Annotated in this window: 12 protein-coding genes and 1 pseudogene; 5 read left to right on the forward strand and 8 right to left on the reverse strand. The window is 57.8% G+C overall.

The features are described 5' to 3' along the window. Positions 1-29: 29 nt before the first annotated feature. Both H1204_RS43665 and H1204_RS43670 read left to right on the forward strand, forming a co-directional pair. A complete protein-coding gene (locus tag H1204_RS43665) occupies positions 30-761 on the forward strand; it encodes an enoyl-CoA hydratase-related protein (protein ID WP_243469111.1) in 732 nt (243 codons plus the stop codon). Positions 762-961: 200 nt separating this feature from the next. Beyond that, entirely contained in the window at positions 962-1,846 is an 885-nt protein-coding gene (locus H1204_RS43670; RefSeq protein ID WP_180736254.1) for an alpha/beta hydrolase, read from the forward strand. A 154-nt stretch (positions 1,847-2,000) separates the two neighbouring features. Here H1204_RS43670 and H1204_RS43675 read toward each other — a convergent pair whose 3' ends face one another. After that, positions 2,001-2,474 carry an Lrp/AsnC family transcriptional regulator gene (locus H1204_RS43675; RefSeq protein ID WP_180736255.1) on the reverse strand — a complete coding sequence of 158 codons (474 nt, stop codon included), beginning with the start codon at positions 2,472-2,474 and terminating at the stop codon, positions 2,001-2,003. A gap of 215 nt (positions 2,475-2,689) precedes the next feature. Between H1204_RS43675 and H1204_RS43680 the strand changes: the two genes are divergently transcribed. Beyond that, on the forward strand, positions 2,690-3,634 hold the full coding sequence (locus H1204_RS43680; RefSeq protein WP_180736256.1) for a 2-dehydropantoate 2-reductase: 945 nt from the start codon (positions 2,690-2,692) through the stop codon (positions 3,632-3,634). A gap of 198 nt (positions 3,635-3,832) precedes the next feature. On the opposite strand, the pseudogene H1204_RS43685 reads toward H1204_RS43680, so the two are convergent. Further along, positions 3,833-5,277: pseudogene (locus tag H1204_RS43685) on the reverse strand (amino acid permease). A 255-nt stretch (positions 5,278-5,532) separates the two neighbouring features. Then, entirely contained in the window at positions 5,533-6,720 is a 1,188-nt protein-coding gene (locus H1204_RS43690) for a PLP-dependent aminotransferase family protein (protein ID WP_243469112.1), read from the reverse strand. Between the two features lie 282 nt (positions 6,721-7,002). Between H1204_RS43690 and H1204_RS43695 the strand changes: the two genes are divergently transcribed. Next, the gene (locus H1204_RS43695) at positions 7,003-7,917 is read left to right on the forward strand and encodes an AraC family transcriptional regulator (protein ID WP_180736257.1); all 915 of its coding nucleotides are present in this window, start codon (positions 7,003-7,005) and stop codon (positions 7,915-7,917) included. A gap of 1,688 nt (positions 7,918-9,605) precedes the next feature. Next, entirely contained in the window at positions 9,606-10,928 is a 1,323-nt protein-coding gene (locus tag H1204_RS43700; protein WP_180728470.1) for an IS5 family transposase, read from the forward strand. A 96-nt stretch (positions 10,929-11,024) separates the two neighbouring features. Here H1204_RS43700 and H1204_RS43705 read toward each other — a convergent pair whose 3' ends face one another. The 5 genes from H1204_RS43705 to H1204_RS43725 form a co-directional block, all read right to left on the reverse strand. Further along, positions 11,025-11,504 (reverse strand): hypothetical protein, encoded by a 480-nt coding sequence (locus H1204_RS43705; protein ID WP_243468998.1) that lies wholly within the window; start codon positions 11,502-11,504, stop codon positions 11,025-11,027. Between the two features lie 598 nt (positions 11,505-12,102). Next, positions 12,103-12,777: a VOC family protein gene (locus tag H1204_RS43710; protein ID WP_180735222.1), complete on the reverse strand. Its 675-nt coding sequence runs from the start codon at positions 12,775-12,777 to the stop codon at positions 12,103-12,105. A gap of 10 nt (positions 12,778-12,787) precedes the next feature. After that, on the reverse strand, positions 12,788-13,249 hold the full coding sequence (locus tag H1204_RS43715) for a MarR family transcriptional regulator (RefSeq protein ID WP_180735223.1): 462 nt from the start codon (positions 13,247-13,249) through the stop codon (positions 12,788-12,790). A gap of 135 nt (positions 13,250-13,384) precedes the next feature. Next, the gene (locus H1204_RS43720; protein ID WP_243468999.1) at positions 13,385-13,759 is read right to left on the reverse strand and encodes a peroxiredoxin; all 375 of its coding nucleotides are present in this window, start codon (positions 13,757-13,759) and stop codon (positions 13,385-13,387) included. A 428-nt stretch (positions 13,760-14,187) separates the two neighbouring features. Beyond that, positions 14,188-15,108, reverse strand: a complete 921-nt coding sequence (locus tag H1204_RS43725) for a lysozyme inhibitor LprI family protein (protein WP_180735224.1) — start codon at positions 15,106-15,108, stop codon at positions 14,188-14,190. Between the last annotated feature and the right edge of the window lie 150 nt (positions 15,109-15,258).

A 15,258-nucleotide genomic window follows, 5' to 3' on the forward strand; every position in this document is an offset into this window, starting at 1 on the left:
AGTTCACCACGTGCGAAAGGCGCGGTCCTGTGCTGATCGTTACCATCGACCGTCCCGACGCACGCAACGCCCTCAACGTCGAAGCACATCATGAACTCGGTCGCATATTTGACGACTTCGAGGATGATCCTTCACTTCGGGTCGCAATCGTTACGGGCGCGGGGGACAAGGCCTTCTGCGCCGGCAGCGACATCAAGGACGACGTGGATCCTGACCGTAAGCCCATTTCGGGTTTCGCGGGACTCAGCCGCAGATTCGATCTGCGCAAACCCGTTATCGCGGCCGTGAATGGTTTTGCCCTCGGAGGCGGCGTGGAGATTCTGCTCGCGTGTGACATCGCGGTGGCGGTGGAATCGGCCCGATTCGGCTTTCCGGAGCCTCGCGTTGGGCTGGCAGCAATCGAGGGCGGACTGCAACGTTTAGCGCAGCACATTCCCTTCAAGTTCGCGATGCAGATGCTGTTGACCTGCGAGACGATCGATGCCGCGACAGCGCTTCGTTTCGGGCTGGTCAACGACGTGGTGCACGAAAGCGTATTGCTTGACACGGCGTTGCGCTATGCATCGGCAATTGTCGCCGGTGCGCCGCTCGCGATCGAGGCGACCAAGGCCGTGGTCATGCGGGGCATGGCGGAGGCGGGGGTGACGGGGGCATCCGTATGGCGGCACGAGGTGCTGGGCGAGTTGTGGGAGAGCAGTGACGCGGCCGAGGGCATCAGCGCATTTACCCAACGGCGGCAACCCGTCTGGAAGGGCAAGTGAAGGTGCAAAGGAAGTCAGCCATTCGACAACGATGGCAGAAAGCTGAAAGTCGAACGAGGTAAGCGGCAACTAGAATGGCCTCGATTTAGAACAACCCGGCGCTTTGCGATGCTGATGCAGCCGTGGCCGCCGAAGCGCCGCGAAACGTGTCACCCGGTTTTCGCTGATCGGGCCAGCCAATGATTATCTGCAGGAATCTGATGACTGAATTTGTGAAGGCAGGCGTATTGAACGTAGCGTACCTCGCGGAGGGCCCCGTCTCCGGTCCGCCTGTGGTGCTGCTCCACGGCTTTCCGTACGATGTCCACGCGTTCAGCGACGTGACGAAAATACTGGTGGCAAAGGGTTGCCGGGTTTATGTTCCGTATCTGCGAGGCTTCGGCCAGACGCACTTCCTCGACGAAGCCACGCCTCGCTCCGGGCAACAGGCGGCAATGGTCAGCGATCTGCTGGCTTTCCTCGATGCGCTGAACATCGAGACGGCAACCTTGGCCGGGTTCGACTGGGGCGGACGTATTGCGGCCCTGATCGGGGTACTCTGGCCGGAACGTGCAAAGGGCGTCGTCCTTGACAACAACGTGCCCGTGCAGGACATCGAGCGCGACGCGCTTGAATCGGCGTCGCCCGAAGCGGAGCAGCGATACTGGTACCAGTACTACATGCACAGCGAACGTGGCCGGACTGGTCTCACGCGCAACAGGCGAGAGTTCTGTCGACACCTGTGGAGGCTCTGGTCACCAAACTGGGCGTTTCGCGACGAGGACTTCGAACGTAGCTTCGCCTCGTTTGAGAATCCCGATTTTGTCGACGTCGCGCTGCATTCCTACCGGCATCGCTACGGGCTCGCGCCGGACGACCCGGCGTACGTGGAGATCGAGAGGCGCTTGCAGGTACTCCCTCCTGTTCGCGTGCCGTGTACCGTTCTTGTTGGTGCAGACGATGGCGTGGAACCGCCGGGCGGCGCCGACCCCAGAAGGTTTGCCGGTGGTTACGACTACGAGGTCTTGCGCGCCTGCGGCCACAATATACCTGCCGAAGCGCCCGAAGCCTTTGCTTCAGCCATCATGAAGTTCGTCAATGCCTGACGTGTCGTGAGCGCGATGATGTGACACGAATCGTAATACGGAGTCGCAGCATGAGCGATCGTGGAGTTTGCCTGCACTACGAATGCTGAATGTGCACGGAACGTCGTCCGATGCGGCTGGCGCTCTACGTCGAATGAATCAGGTTTGTGACTTTTCACAACGGCGGTGCAATCAGCGCTTTCACTTCCTTGACGACAAATGACGTGCAAACGTCCTTGACGCTGGGGCAGGCATTGATGTGACTGCGTGCGAAGTCGCCGAACTCGGTAGGGGATTTCGCAACCACGATCAGCTGATAGTCGTATTCGCCTGAGATGCTGTAACAAGCAATGACTTCGGGCAGTGGCCGGATGGCCATCTCGAACGCACGCATGTGTTCGACGTTGCGTTGAATCAGTGAAACCTGCACGAGCGCTGTAACGACATAGCCTAGTTGAACGGGGTCTACACGTGCGTGATAGCCCGTGATGATGCCCAGCGACTCCAGGCGCTTCACGCGTCGCCAGCAAGGTGACGTACTGAGATTGACCTTCTCAGAGAGTTCGGCGCTGGACAGGCGCGCGTCAGCCTGCAAGGCAACCAGAATTTGCTGGTCAAGCCGGTCCAGCGTAGGGGTCGAACGATTCATTTCGTCACTCCAGAGCTTAATAGCTGATTCATCGCGTGATCATCATTATCGGCGTACCAAAAACAGCAAACAATAGTGACACTACTTAGGTAACCTACTCGTTGGCATTGAGCGGGCTTCAGGCAGGCGAAGACAATGAATTGATACGCTGGTCTCTCGAAAGGCCGGCACGAATCGACGTTGCAGTATCCAAATCAATGGAACACGGAGAGAACATGAAGATTTGCGTGCTTGGCGCCGGTGCGTTGGGTTCAGTGATTGGCGGCTGCCTGGCGGAAGGCGGATCGGATGTCTATCTGGTATGCCGGGAAGGCGCACATTATCAGGCGTTGGCCACGCGCGGACTCGAGCTTCGAGAAGACGGAAAATCGCGGACCGTCAACGTCAAGGTGACGACTGATTGCAGCGAGGTTGGTCCTGTGGATCTGGTGATTCTGCTCGTCAAGTCCTTCGACACGAAAGCAGCAATGGCGGGAGCGGGGGTCCTGTTCGGTCCCGATACGGTATTGATGTCGCTGCAAAACGGACTGGGACATGAAGAAATCCTCAAAGAAATCGTTGGCATGGATCGCGTGATTGCTGGCAAGAGCTACATCGGCGGTCTTCTCGTCGAACCTGGCGTGGTGCTTGCGGGCAGGAACGACAAACTGACGACGATCGGCGAGCTCGATGGGCAAATCTCGGAGCGGGTGTTGCTTATCGCCGCTGAGTTCGAACGGGCAGGCTTGCGCGTGAAGGCCGAAGACAACATCCTCGGCAAGATGTGGGACAAGCTGCTTGTCAACGTGGCGACGGCAGCGTTGTGCAGCATCACGCGACTGAGCTTCGGTGAACTGTTTCAGGTGTCGGGGATGCGTGAGTGCGGTGTAGCTGCCGTCGCGGAAGGCATTGCGGTGGCGAGGACCATGGGAGTCGATCTGGCCGTCAACGATCCGTACGAGATCTGGGACGGGATTCCCCATGGTCTGCCGTTTGAATTCAAGCCGTCGATGCTGCAAAGTGTCGAAAAAGGTACCGTCACGGAGATCGATTTCGTCAATGGATCGGTCGTGCGCCTCGGCGAGAAGTACAACGTGCCCACCCCGGTTAACCGGACCCTTGTTGCCTGCGTCAAGGGCGTAGAGCGCAACGTCGCGTTGTCGAAACGATTGGCCTCCTGAGTGTGACGAGGTCGCGCAACGGTCAAACGTCGCGCGACACACTCTGGCGGGGCGCCGGGCGCCGGGCGGCGGTCAGATCTGCCGGGTGCATTTGTGCCCCTCGACCCGGATGGTAAAGTTCGCGCGCGCAAATGCCCGCACGCATTGGGCATGGGGCCTTGACACATACTGCAAATGGCCGGGGGCAACTGGCTGCCGCTACTCGGCCGCCGATGCGTGCTCAAATACCAACATCGATCGCCGACGCCCGCGTCTGGTCAGCCTGTAGGCGAGAAACAGAAAGAGGAACCAGAGTGGCATCACCTGCAGAGCCGAGCGGGTGTCGGCGTCGAGCGAGAGCAGGCCGACGACGAACACGAAGAACGCGAGGCAAAGGATCGCCATTGGGACACCTCCGGGCATCTTGAACCTGGATTTCGCATGCAGATCCGGGCTGCGCATCCGGTAGACAAGATAGGCGACCAGGATTTGCGACCAGACGAAGATGAACAGGATCGCAGACGCCGTCGATACGATCGTGAAGTTGACATCACATCGGGGATAACGAAGAGCAGGAGAATGCCGATCAGCATGCACAGGCAGGAAAACAGCAGGCCCATTACCGGAACGGAACGGGAAGTGAGCCACCTGAAAACCGCGGGTGCGTCCTTCCCGATCGCCAGACCGTACAGCATGCGGCTTGTCGAGAAGACGCCGCTGTTAGCAGCGGACATCGTTGAGGTAGTGACGACGAAATTGACCACTGCTGCAACCATGGGAAAGCCGGCCGCGATGAACAGTTGCACGAAGGGGCTGACGTGAGCGCTAATGTTTTTCCACGATGAGACCGAGATAATGCAGGCGAGCGACACGACATAGAAGATGATCACGCGTAGCGGCACGGCATTGATCGCGCGTGGCAGATTTCTCTCAGGATCGTTGGTCTCTGCGGCGGTCGTTCCTACGAGTTCGATGCCGGCAAACGAGAAGATGGCGATCTGGAACCCGGCAAAAAAATCGAGCACGCCATGCGGTATGAACGCATCTTTCTCGACCAGATGTGAAAGTGATGCGTGTACGCCGGTCGGTGAGACGAAGGACGTGGAGACGAGGTAGCCTCCTACCACGATCAGTGACACGATCGCGACGATCTTGATGATCGCAAACCAGAACTCCAGTTCGCCGAACAGTTTGACCGTTAGCATGTTGAGCAACATCAGACTGGCAAGGGTCGCGATGGCCGGAATCCATGCGGGCAAAGTGGGGAACCAGAACTGCATATAGCCTGCCACTACCACGTAATCGGCAATCGATCCGACGACCCATGTCAACCAGTACGACCAGCCGATGAAAAAGCCGGCTCACTGTCCGAGGTATGCGGAACAGAAGTCGGCAAACGATTTGTATCTGAGGTTCGAAAGGAGCATTTCCCCCATCGCCCGCATCACAAAGAACAGGAAGAATCCGATAACCATGTAGGTCAGTATGATCGACGTTCCCGAAATGCTGATGGTCTTGCCAGCCCCCATGAAAAGGCCGGTTCCAATGGCGCCGTCGATCGAGATGAACTGGATATGTCTGTTGGAACGGCCGCGCGCGAGCCCGCCGTCCTGTACCGCATGGTCGCGAGCGCGAGGCGGATCGCCATCCAGTACTTTGCTCATGAGATTCACGCGTCAGTTGATTAATGGCGAACGTGTAGTCCCCGTTCGATTCGGTCGGCGCCGGTCCGGATAGGAGGGGGTGATGACGTGCTGATCAGGTAGCGACGACATCGCAGTGCAGGCGCCTTATTTGACCGAAGCGGGGAGTAACACGGAAGATGAGGATGGAAAACAGCGACGGGATCGGCAATGCCTATCCCGTCGACGTGATGCGGCCACTCGTGTTGCCTTACCCGAGGCAGCATGCGCGAGGGGTCATGAAAGATGCGAACTCAAGACGAGGCCCATACGCCTAACACCCTCGACGATGGCGTCATCGGTGCAGGCGGAAAAGCTCAGGCGCGCGTTATTGATGGGCAAGTGTCGCGTATCCCCGAAGAAGTGAATGCCCGGCACGTACGCGACCTTGGCGCGTGGCAGCAGTGTCGACCTGAGAAACTGGTCGGCATCAAAGCCGTCTGGAAACGTCAACCACGTGAACATGCCGCCATCGGGGCGCGTGTAGGCCACCGCGTTGGGAAACGTGTCGGCGATTGTGTTCATCATTACGTCGCGCTTGTGGCGGTAATGTTTGACGATATTCTCAACGTGCCGGTTGTGGTCGAACGTTTTCAGGTAGGCGCTCGCGACTTTCATGTTGATGGTACTGCATTGCGTATCGGCCGCCTGCTTCAGTTGCGCGAAATTCTGCACGATCTCCTTGTTGGCTACGGCCCATCCCAGGCGCATACCGGGAACGAGGCTCTTCGAAAAGCTGCCAAGGAAAATTACTCGGCCCTGGGTGTCGAAACTCTTGATGGAGGCGACCGAGGGGCCGGAGTAGCGCATGTCCCGGTAAGGCGAGTCTTCAACGATGTAGAAGTCGTAGCGGTTGGCGAGGTCCACCAGCATTCGGCGACGTTCCAGGCTCAGTGTGACGCCTGCCGGATTCTGGAAATCCGGGATCATGTACAGAAACTTGATTCCGCTTTCCTGCTGGAGAGTTGCCTCCAGTGCCAGAGGGTCGACGCCGTGGCTATCCATGGGGATGCCGATGTAGCGCGGTTCATAGGCGTTGAAGGCGATGAGCGCGCCAAGAAACGTCGGTGCCTCGACCAGTACGGTGTCGCCTTCATCGATGAACATCTTTCCGGCGAAGTCGAGTCCCTGTTGTGCGCCCTGCAGGATCACGATGCTATCGGCGTCGCAGGCAACTCCTTCGGAGCGCATCCGGTCGGCGATCTGTTGCCGCAAAGTCGCATCGCCTTGCGAATGTGTGTACTGGAACGCCATACTGTCCATCGAAATGACAGACAGATACATCTCTCGCAGATTCTCTACCGGGAATAGCGATGCGTCCGGATACCCGCCGCAGAAGGAGATGACCTCGGGATCGTGTTCGAGTTGGTGCAATTCGCGAATGGCGGAGGGTTTAACCATGGCCATTCTTTTTGAGTATTTCACTTCGATCTCCGTAGTCGAATGTATGTAAAGCGCGACGTTAATGTCGTCCCGGCCGGGATTTCCGCGAATCGGCAAGCTCCGGGCCGCGCGTTGGGATGCGGCGGAAATTCAATTGGGCGAACAGTTTCAGCAGGCTATCAAGGCAAAACGATGGGGACTTTCGAATTCGTGACGCCTTTGTCAGAAGTGTGCCTTCGAGCATGGTGAAGCCGCGGGTACGAGTGCGGGTGTGCATGGTGTGATCTTTGCGTATTTGGACAAGGGAAATCGTTGGAGAGTTGAATGAGGCAGCATGTGTGGAGAAATTACGCTCAGTTTCATCAGATGTCGGAATATCGAAGGTTTGCGCAAGAACATCGGCGCTCGGTGGGCAGGATCCCGTTCCAGATGTTGACTGTCGAGTCACGTCCACACAACTACGTGGACCCAGCGCTTGGCGAGACATTGCTGGCCTTGCCATTGACCGTAGAGAACGATTGCAGTTGGACATGGCACATCAATGGCCGCAGTGTGACGCAACGCGTGAGCGTCGGGCGCATGCTGGTCGTGCCGCCGGATTTGCGGAGTGTTTGGGAAGTGGACGGCGCACGCACCATGCTGACGCTTTGCATCCCAAATGCATCTTTCCGGAGCATCTTGGGCGACCTTAGCCCGAAGGCAATCAGGACGGCGCTCTGGAACCTGTCGTCTGATACATGGGAAGATGAATTCGTCGAGGGGGCCATGAAGCAGTTGTGGAACTGCTGCTCTGGCAACCAGTTTCTCAATGCGCATCTGAGTGACGGAATCATTACTGCGATCGTCGCCTACCTGTTAAAGCGCGCCGGAGGTCCGGACAGTTCCACTGCGCCGGTCTCTATGCCAGCATGGCGGATGCGACAGGTGCGCTGTTATGTGGAAGGTCATCTGTCGGAAACGATCAATGTCGAAGATCTTGCACGTGCTGCAGGGCTGAGCGCGCGACAATTTTTCCGCGCGTTCCGGGAACAGACGGGAGAGACTCCGCATCGATGGCTTGCTGGTATCCGCCTGGAGACGGCAAAGGACATGCTTGCACGTAGCGACGAACGACTCTCCGAGATTGCCGAGGCGTGCGGCTTCGCCAATCAAAGCCATCTGAGCTCAACGTTCAAGCTGATGACGGGGGTGACACCGTCACAATGGCGGAGTCTCGGCGGCATAAATCGATCGGATTGAACGGGGTCTGCGACGCTACCGACTGGAACCGTATTGCGCCGTGCATCGACGCATAGGTCGGCACGGCTTCTATGCGTCTTCTTTAGCGATTGTAGATAACATGACCCACAACCATAGCCTATCGGGTAGCCACACGCACTCGAAAGCAGTAGGCGCTCGTGCAATGCCGCGGCGGGGCATCGGGAGTGCCCGTCAGGAGAAAATGATCAAAGGAGGACGCAGACAAATCGTCCCACCTGATTGCGGGACAAGGGCGAATCGCTGATGTTCCTGAGGGGCCGTGGGCCAATAGCCGTCGCCGCTCCGGATACCATGAAGTGGGGCGACATCAGCGCTTCGAGTTGTTGTCAGCGTGGCTATTCCCGCGATAACCCGCGCCTTATCGCGGCAAAAATCGCGGGGCGAGCGCCGCATGCAGGAGAGGGAAGGGTGGCGGTCGGCCATTCGGCCAAGCCTGACATTCGGGTATCGGTATCAGTCAGGTGCCTAAGAGTTGCTTTGACGACATTCGCACATCGGTGTCGTCGAACGTCGGCTATCACCGCGAGCGAATGGGTACTCGACCCGTTTCTGTCGTTCAAGCCTGCGCAGCCTGAATGGCCGCCTTTGAACGTGCTGCGGTCATCGGCAACGCCGCCAAGCACAGGGAGGTCACGGAACGCCCTGGAATATTCCCCGAATCAGGCAGACAACGGCCAGACGAGCGACTTGGTATGGGTTGTTCCCAGTAGTTCGGCTTGGGGTGCATCGCGGGCGCTAGCCAGACTTTTGGAAAGCATCGCGCGTGCTACCGATGCTGCTGACGCTACGTCTAGAACAGACATTGCCATCACCCGAGACCGGTCGAAGAGGCATCTCAGGAAAACGTTCGGTCGGGTAGTTGTACGTTCTGACGACGGTGAGATTCCCGCATCGCTGGAGATCATGCTTGTACCCCGGCGGATGGTTGCGGTGGTAGTCAACGCGCCCATCGGAGTTGGACGAGGCTTTCCTGTTCCACTCGGGTTTCTGAGCTTCGATCAGGAGGTGCTCCGACGCACGCATGAGTATCTTGAAGATAAGCTGTGTCCTCGAAGTCTGGAAGCAGGCGAGGAGGTTGACTGGAGTGGTCTTTTAGATTGGACGCAACCTTTGAGTTGCGGAGATAGCAATGGAGTGGAGGAGCTTGGACCACGGTCGCCGACGTGATGTTCGCACGCAGGGCGAGAGAGGTCGCCGGTTCCAGCGTCGGAGCGCGACCTCGCATCCCAACCCGTTCATCCGCGCCCATAGAGTGGGGGCGGGGCATGAAGGTTCTACTGTCCGTCGCCCAATTGGTTACTAATCTTCACGCGGCTTCGAAAAAGTGGCTCCGCGATGCTCCGTCAGGGAAATCCGTTACAGACAAATATGTTTCGACCCCTGTTGATAAGCCCCCCGCCCAGACCCCCCTGCACCCCCGAAAAACCGAGAGAGATATAGGTAACTAGAAAAATCAAACGCTAAGAACAGCGACGCCCGCAAGCGGGCGTCGAAAACAACGTCACGATACAAACCGGTCTGTATCTCGACCTATGAGGCTAAGTAGTCGGCCTTGAACAATCCGCGAAAGCTTATGCGGTAAGGCTCCGAGGCCGAAATGGCATTGTGGGATTTGCAGAGACCTGGCATATTGATGCCTAAATCCTGCAAATTCTGACGAGGTGCGGATGGGTCCGAAGACGCCTGTGACAGAGGGAGATTTCTTCCGGCAGCCGCTGCGCGAGCAGATCAATCTGAGACATCCGCTGGTGCGGCTGGCTGACCTGATCAACTGGAATCGGCTGGGCATGGCGATGAGCGAGAGCTTCGTGTCGCGCAAGGGACGCCCGGCAACATCACCCAGGCTAGTCGCCGGTCTGCTGTATCTGCAGCACGCATTTGACCTGTCCGACGAAGAAGTCGTCTGGCAATGGGTTGAGAACCCGTATTGGCAGGTGTTCACCGGCGAGACGTATTTGCAGACCGAACCGCCGATCGATCCGTCGAGCCTGACGCGCTGGCGCAAGCGGCTGGGCGAGGCTGGTGTTGAAGAGTTGCTGGCCGAAACGATCGACGCAGCCAAACGGGCCGGCGTGATCAAGGCCGCGAGCGTCAAGCGCGTGATCGTTGACACAACTGTCATGCAGAAAGCGGTTGCCCATCCGACCGATTCGCGGTTGCTTGAGCGGTGTCGCGAACATCTGGTAAAGGCTGCAGCACGGCACGGCCTGAAACTGAGGCAGAACTACAACCGCGAGGCGCCGCACCTGGCGCGTCAGATAGGCCGCTATGCCCATGCCAAGCAGTACAAACGCATGAAGAAAGTGTTGCGCACACTGCGCTCGCGTGTGGGTCGGGTGATGCGTGACGTCGAGCGGCAGATTGATGCGGTCTCCGAGGGCAGTCGCGGGGTCCTGCAGGAACTGATTGATCGCACAAAGCGGATCCTGTCGCAAAAGACAAAGGACAAAACCAAGCTTTACGCTCTGCATGCGCCGGAGGTAGAGTGCCTGGCCAAGGGCAAGGCGCGCACGCCCTACGAGTTCGGCGTGAAGGTGTCGATTACGACGACGCACAGGGAGGGCCTGGTCGTTGGCATGCGCTCGATGCCAGGCAATCCATACGACGGCCACACACTTGCAGAAGCGCTCGAACAGGCGGCGATCCTGAGCGACGTCACGCCAGAAATCGCCGTCGTGGATCGTGGATACAAGGGCGTAGACATCGAAGGTGTGAAGATCTACCACCCGGGGTTGAGGCGAGGCATCACGCGGGGATTACGAGCGATGATCAGACGGCGCAGCGCGATTGAGCCAGCGATCGGCCACATGAAGACAGATGGCAAACTCGATCGGAACTGGCTGAAGGGAGTGCTCGGTGACGCGATGCACGCGGTGTTATGCGGCGCCGGTCACAACCTACGAATGATCCTCAGGAAGCTGAAGGTTTTTTACGCCCTCATTCTTGCTGCTTCGCTTACCACTCTCGTCCGAATCATGCCCGGCGCATGACCCCACCGCCGGGCAAACGCATTATTCAGGGGCGACTAAGTAAGACGTGTGTCAAAATACACAAGTAGAAACATAATTGCCTTGAACACTTCAGGTTTAAGCACTCGCAGCGATTCCATTGGTGCGAGCGACAATCGGGCTCACTTCCAATTTCTGTTCAAGTGTGAACCGCGCTTGTTCCTGAGGTGACGCTTTATGCTTCGCTTCAGCATTCGCGATGAAGTCGGGCAGTTCGCGTTTCATTGATGAGTCTTCCATTGATGAGCCTTTAGCACCAGGCTTCCACAGGGTTGTGCCGAACCGGCGGCGCGTAGCACGGGCTAGCGCTAACGCAGACATCGCGCCCTTCGCACATTCGAATTCAACCTGCCAGCAGAAGTCTGCGGATTCACCAAACTCGCGGAAAGCCAGAACCTGCCAATCAAGCTTGTCTGGGAAAACAAAAGACGGGATGGTTACATCCTTGCAGACTTCGCGGCGAGCATGAGCTGATGATGCCGTTAGTGCCCACACGGCTTTGTGCATCATCGTGCGGCAGGCGCGAGCATGTCCTTCCAGCGACAACGCGAGTTCCAACGCCGTGTCACGTCGCTGACGCTTACGACGACGCGCGTTTGATGCAGAGATTCACGCGAGCGTAATCACTGAGCCTACGGTCGCCGATGTCAGCGTCACAGTTATTGGGGTGTCCCAGATAAGGCGCTGAAAATATTCAAGCCATTCGTGCCGCATTCCATGCGCCTCGAATAAAAGAGGTGTGCAGAGTATGAGCAATCGTTTGCGGCCGTACCGGAGCAAAAAATTCGAAGTGTGTTAGCGCCGCAACGGTCGACTACGGAAACTCGTGCCTGAGGAGCCAACCACGATCGCCGTCGCGGTCCGAATTTCAGCAATCGGCCATCTGCGGCCAGTCGGAAGGCGTGAGTCGCTCTCGCCCGGCCGTCTGCTTCCTGACAGTCAACAGTCATCGCGGTCGAGGCGCGGGCGGGGTGTCTTCTATACTGTCTTTGGCTTGGTTCCGAACTGCGTTCGCAAATAAACGGGGTGCTGTTGGTGGATGGCGATTCGCAGGGTAATCGAGGAGGAGCCTGAGAAATGATGGGCTCTGGTCAGTAAGCAACTGAACAAGGCGCACCGATGGAGCTCTCACTTCTCCTTTTTGCCACAAGCGAGTTCAAGTCGGCAGTTGCTCTCCAGCTTGCTCTCGGACGATGAACTCGGCGTACCAGTCCGGCCAATTTTCATCATGTTGGCCAGTCAGTTTCTCGTGTTCGCCGTGTGCGGCCGCGGCACGGCGAAGCGCACTCGCCAGGTCCATCGCCGAAGAGAATGTCGTGACGTGCGCATCGACCCGACCTGGCAGCCGTGCGGTCACTTCCTGGAAAACCCAGCCGTTCCCGTCGGGGTCGCTGAACGAAGCGAAAGAACCGTAGCTTTTACGCGCTGGGTGCGGGCCGCTTACGCGTCCTTCTTCACCGGCATGGTGGAATACGCCGCCGACGTCGTGGAAGAGTTCGCTTACGTCGATGCCACGATTGACAAGATCTTCGCGCGCAGCGTCCACGTCAGACACAATGAGATGGAGTCCCTGGGCTGATCCGGGCGCCTCTGTTGTGACACCCTTGCCGAACAGGATCGAGCATTGCGATCCCGGCGGCGTGAAGTGTACAACCCGAAACTGATCATCCTTTTCGATATCGACGTCGAGCCTCCAACCTAACCTAGCGTAGAAGTGTTTCGCGCGATCGACATCCGACACGGGAATGACGACTACCTCTAGTTTCATATCGACCGTTCTCGCTCGTCCGTTCTCTGTCGCAGCTTTGCTGCGCGTCTGCCCATTACTCATGTCAAGCTCCTTATTCGCCGGCCCGAACCGCGTTGATGAGATTGTTACGCAGCGTCACGATCGCCTTTTGCACCTTCGCAAACTCGTCGGGCGAAAGGCCAGTTTCCCCGGTGAGGTCCATCGTCAGGGCTCTTTCGCGCAGACGTCGGCCACTTTTTGTCAGGCGGACCCGCACCTGCCGCTCGTCCTCGGGATCGCGCTGCCTTTCCAGATAACCCATCGCCTCGAGTTTCTTCAGGATCGGCGTGAGCGTGTTGGATTCGAGAAACAGCTTCTCGCCCAGACCGCTGACGGTCTGGTGGACTTCCTCCCAAAGCGCAATGATCGTGATGTATTGCGTATAAGTGAGCCCAAGCTTTTCGAGGATCGGATTGTACGCCTTGCCGAACGCCAGGTTCGCAGAATAGACCGCAAAGCACAGGTAGTCTGAGAGCGGCACGGCCGCAGCGGGCGCTTGGTTCGTCGTTTTCATTTGTATCCTCTTGGCTAGAGACCATGGTCTTGTAACGTTTGGTCATTCTTGCAAATAGCTTGCGATCCGAGCCTGTGACCGTTGCGCATAAGAAACGAAGATGCGCCACGGCCTGGCGACGGAGGGATGCACGCTCTAGCGGTGTGCGAAGAGGCTGTCGCGCGGCGTCACGGCGACATGCGCGCGGATGGTGAACTGGGCGCCAAGGCAATGCCCGGCCCCGACCGACCCAATGCTGACCTGAATGTCCAAGGAATAGTCGCGCGGCAGCGTGACCTTCTTCATGGAGGCCGCAATCCCGAACGCGCTGATGTAACAGGCCGACCAAGCGCCCGAAAACAACTGCTCGGCTCTCGGGTGCAGCCCGGTGGCGATGAACTCGCGGCTTTCACCGCCGGACGCCGACAGTTTGAGGTCGAGCGCGCCGAGCTCACCGGGCTGGACATTGGGGTAGGGGTTGATCGTGGCGTGGCTGTTGCCTGAGTGGAGAACTTGTTCGATCTTGCTCATGATGGATTCCTTCGTGAATAAGGGTGTTGCGCGGTTATAACTCGTATGCGATGTAATCGCATGCGGCGCATAATGGATGAAGATATCGCCCTAGTCAATAGCAAAATAATTAATCGCATGCGATGCGTCGATAGCAAATGGGCGTTTTTGCCCCTCAAGGAGCGGCGCGGCAATTCCTGTATGTCATTGAATTAGCGAGATTTGTCGACATTTTCTGGGTATTGTCACTTCGATAGGGTCTATCGACGGGAAACGCTTGTCCGGCTTGGGCTGCTGGGCGATACCAGCCGACGCTGGTTGATTGAACAGGCAGCGAAAACTGGTTACGCGATTCGACGTACATGGCCTCGTCCCAAGCCAAAGCTGGGTGCAGCTCTTTAGGCCGGCTCATGTTTGAACGCGCACATGGCCAATGTCAATCGACGTCGTCACGACGGCATCCGCTTCAATTCATCGACGCGGGCACGGTAGCTTCGAAGCAGGCAGGCCTTGTCGCCACACACATTGCGAGAATTGCGAAGCCATGCACGTTGATCATTTCGCAATCGGTCCTTGTTGGACGATGCCTTCATCTTTTGGCCGTAGATTTCAGCCAATGTCTTGTCGACACGGGTGAGCTCCTCGTCCCCGCAGATGAGTTGCGCCTGAACTGATATGAGCTTGCCGCAATCCAGACTGTGCATCAGCGAAGCCTTCGTTTCGTATCGGGTTTCGAGCAGACCGGGCTTGCATAGCCCCTGCAGCGACTTGCAAGCGATGTCGCGCCCGACCCATGCCATGTTTTGTGCACCATAGCGTTTGACGAAACGATTGATGGCGAGCTGGCTTATCCCTCTTTGCATTGCATTTGCAGCGATTATTTCGTTGCAGAGCGAGTCCTCGACGTAGCTTCTCCCATGGCGCTGGTAGCAGCTGTGAAAGCCGAGCATCCCGGTACCGACGATGCTTCGGCGTTCCCCCGACGCGAACAGGATCGAAGCGCAAGCGGACGCGCACTTCGCGTTATCAGGGACGACGGTGTAGACGCGCACCTTATCCATCGCGTCGACGACCCGAAAGGCGGCCTCGACGTTACCTCCTGGACTACTCAAAACGAGGACGACGAGTCCCTCGTCATCGCGGTCGGCCATTCTGGCAAACGCCTTGAACTTCTCAGCATCACCATCCTGGATCCTCCCTTCGGCGATCACAATTTTGCGCTGGACTTGTGGTTGGGCGTAGATCTTGAAATCCATCGCCGGCGCCATTCCGGGAAATAAAATCGCAGTGAGGCAAACGCACGAGAACAACCACCGGGCGGAGCGTTGTGCTCGCGTGTCCTTTGGCGGCGGGTGCTCAATGCTGCCCATGCACTTCTCCTCGGTAATGGGGGCTTTGCTGTCACGCAATGAACGAAATCGCGGCGTCGATCATCGCCATAAGAGCGGCCGCATACTGGTGCGGAGTAAACGCGCAAATATCGGACTGAGGATGCGCCGAATGGCCGGTCATAGCCACAC

The organism is Paraburkholderia sp. PGU19 (genome assembly GCF_013426915.1).
Lineage (GTDB): Bacteria > Pseudomonadota > Gammaproteobacteria > Burkholderiales > Burkholderiaceae > Paraburkholderia.

What these genes read in the sequence shown, in the direction of transcription:
- H1204_RS43670 (WP_180736254.1), top strand. Translation starts at nt 962, where the DNA reads ATGACTGAATTTGTGAAGGCAGGCGTATTGAACGTAGCGTACCTCGCG.
- H1204_RS43675 (WP_180736255.1), bottom strand. Translation starts at nt 2,474, where the DNA reads ATGAATCGTTCGACCCCTACGCTGGACCGGCTTGACCAGCAAATTCTG.
- H1204_RS43680 (WP_180736256.1), top strand. Translation starts at nt 2,690, where the DNA reads ATGAAGATTTGCGTGCTTGGCGCCGGTGCGTTGGGTTCAGTGATTGGC.
- H1204_RS43695 (WP_180736257.1), top strand. Translation starts at nt 7,003, where the DNA reads ATGAGGCAGCATGTGTGGAGAAATTACGCTCAGTTTCATCAGATGTCG.
- H1204_RS43700 (WP_180728470.1), top strand. Translation starts at nt 9,606, where the DNA reads ATGGGTCCGAAGACGCCTGTGACAGAGGGAGATTTCTTCCGGCAGCCG.
- H1204_RS43710 (WP_180735222.1), bottom strand. Translation starts at nt 12,777, where the DNA reads ATGAGTAATGGGCAGACGCGCAGCAAAGCTGCGACAGAGAACGGACGA.
- H1204_RS43715 (WP_180735223.1), bottom strand. Translation starts at nt 13,249, where the DNA reads ATGAAAACGACGAACCAAGCGCCCGCTGCGGCCGTGCCGCTCTCAGAC.
- H1204_RS43720 (WP_243468999.1), bottom strand. Translation starts at nt 13,759, where the DNA reads ATGAGCAAGATCGAACAAGTTCTCCACTCAGGCAACAGCCACGCCACG.
- H1204_RS43725 (WP_180735224.1), bottom strand. Translation starts at nt 15,108, where the DNA reads ATGGGCAGCATTGAGCACCCGCCGCCAAAGGACACGCGAGCACAACGC.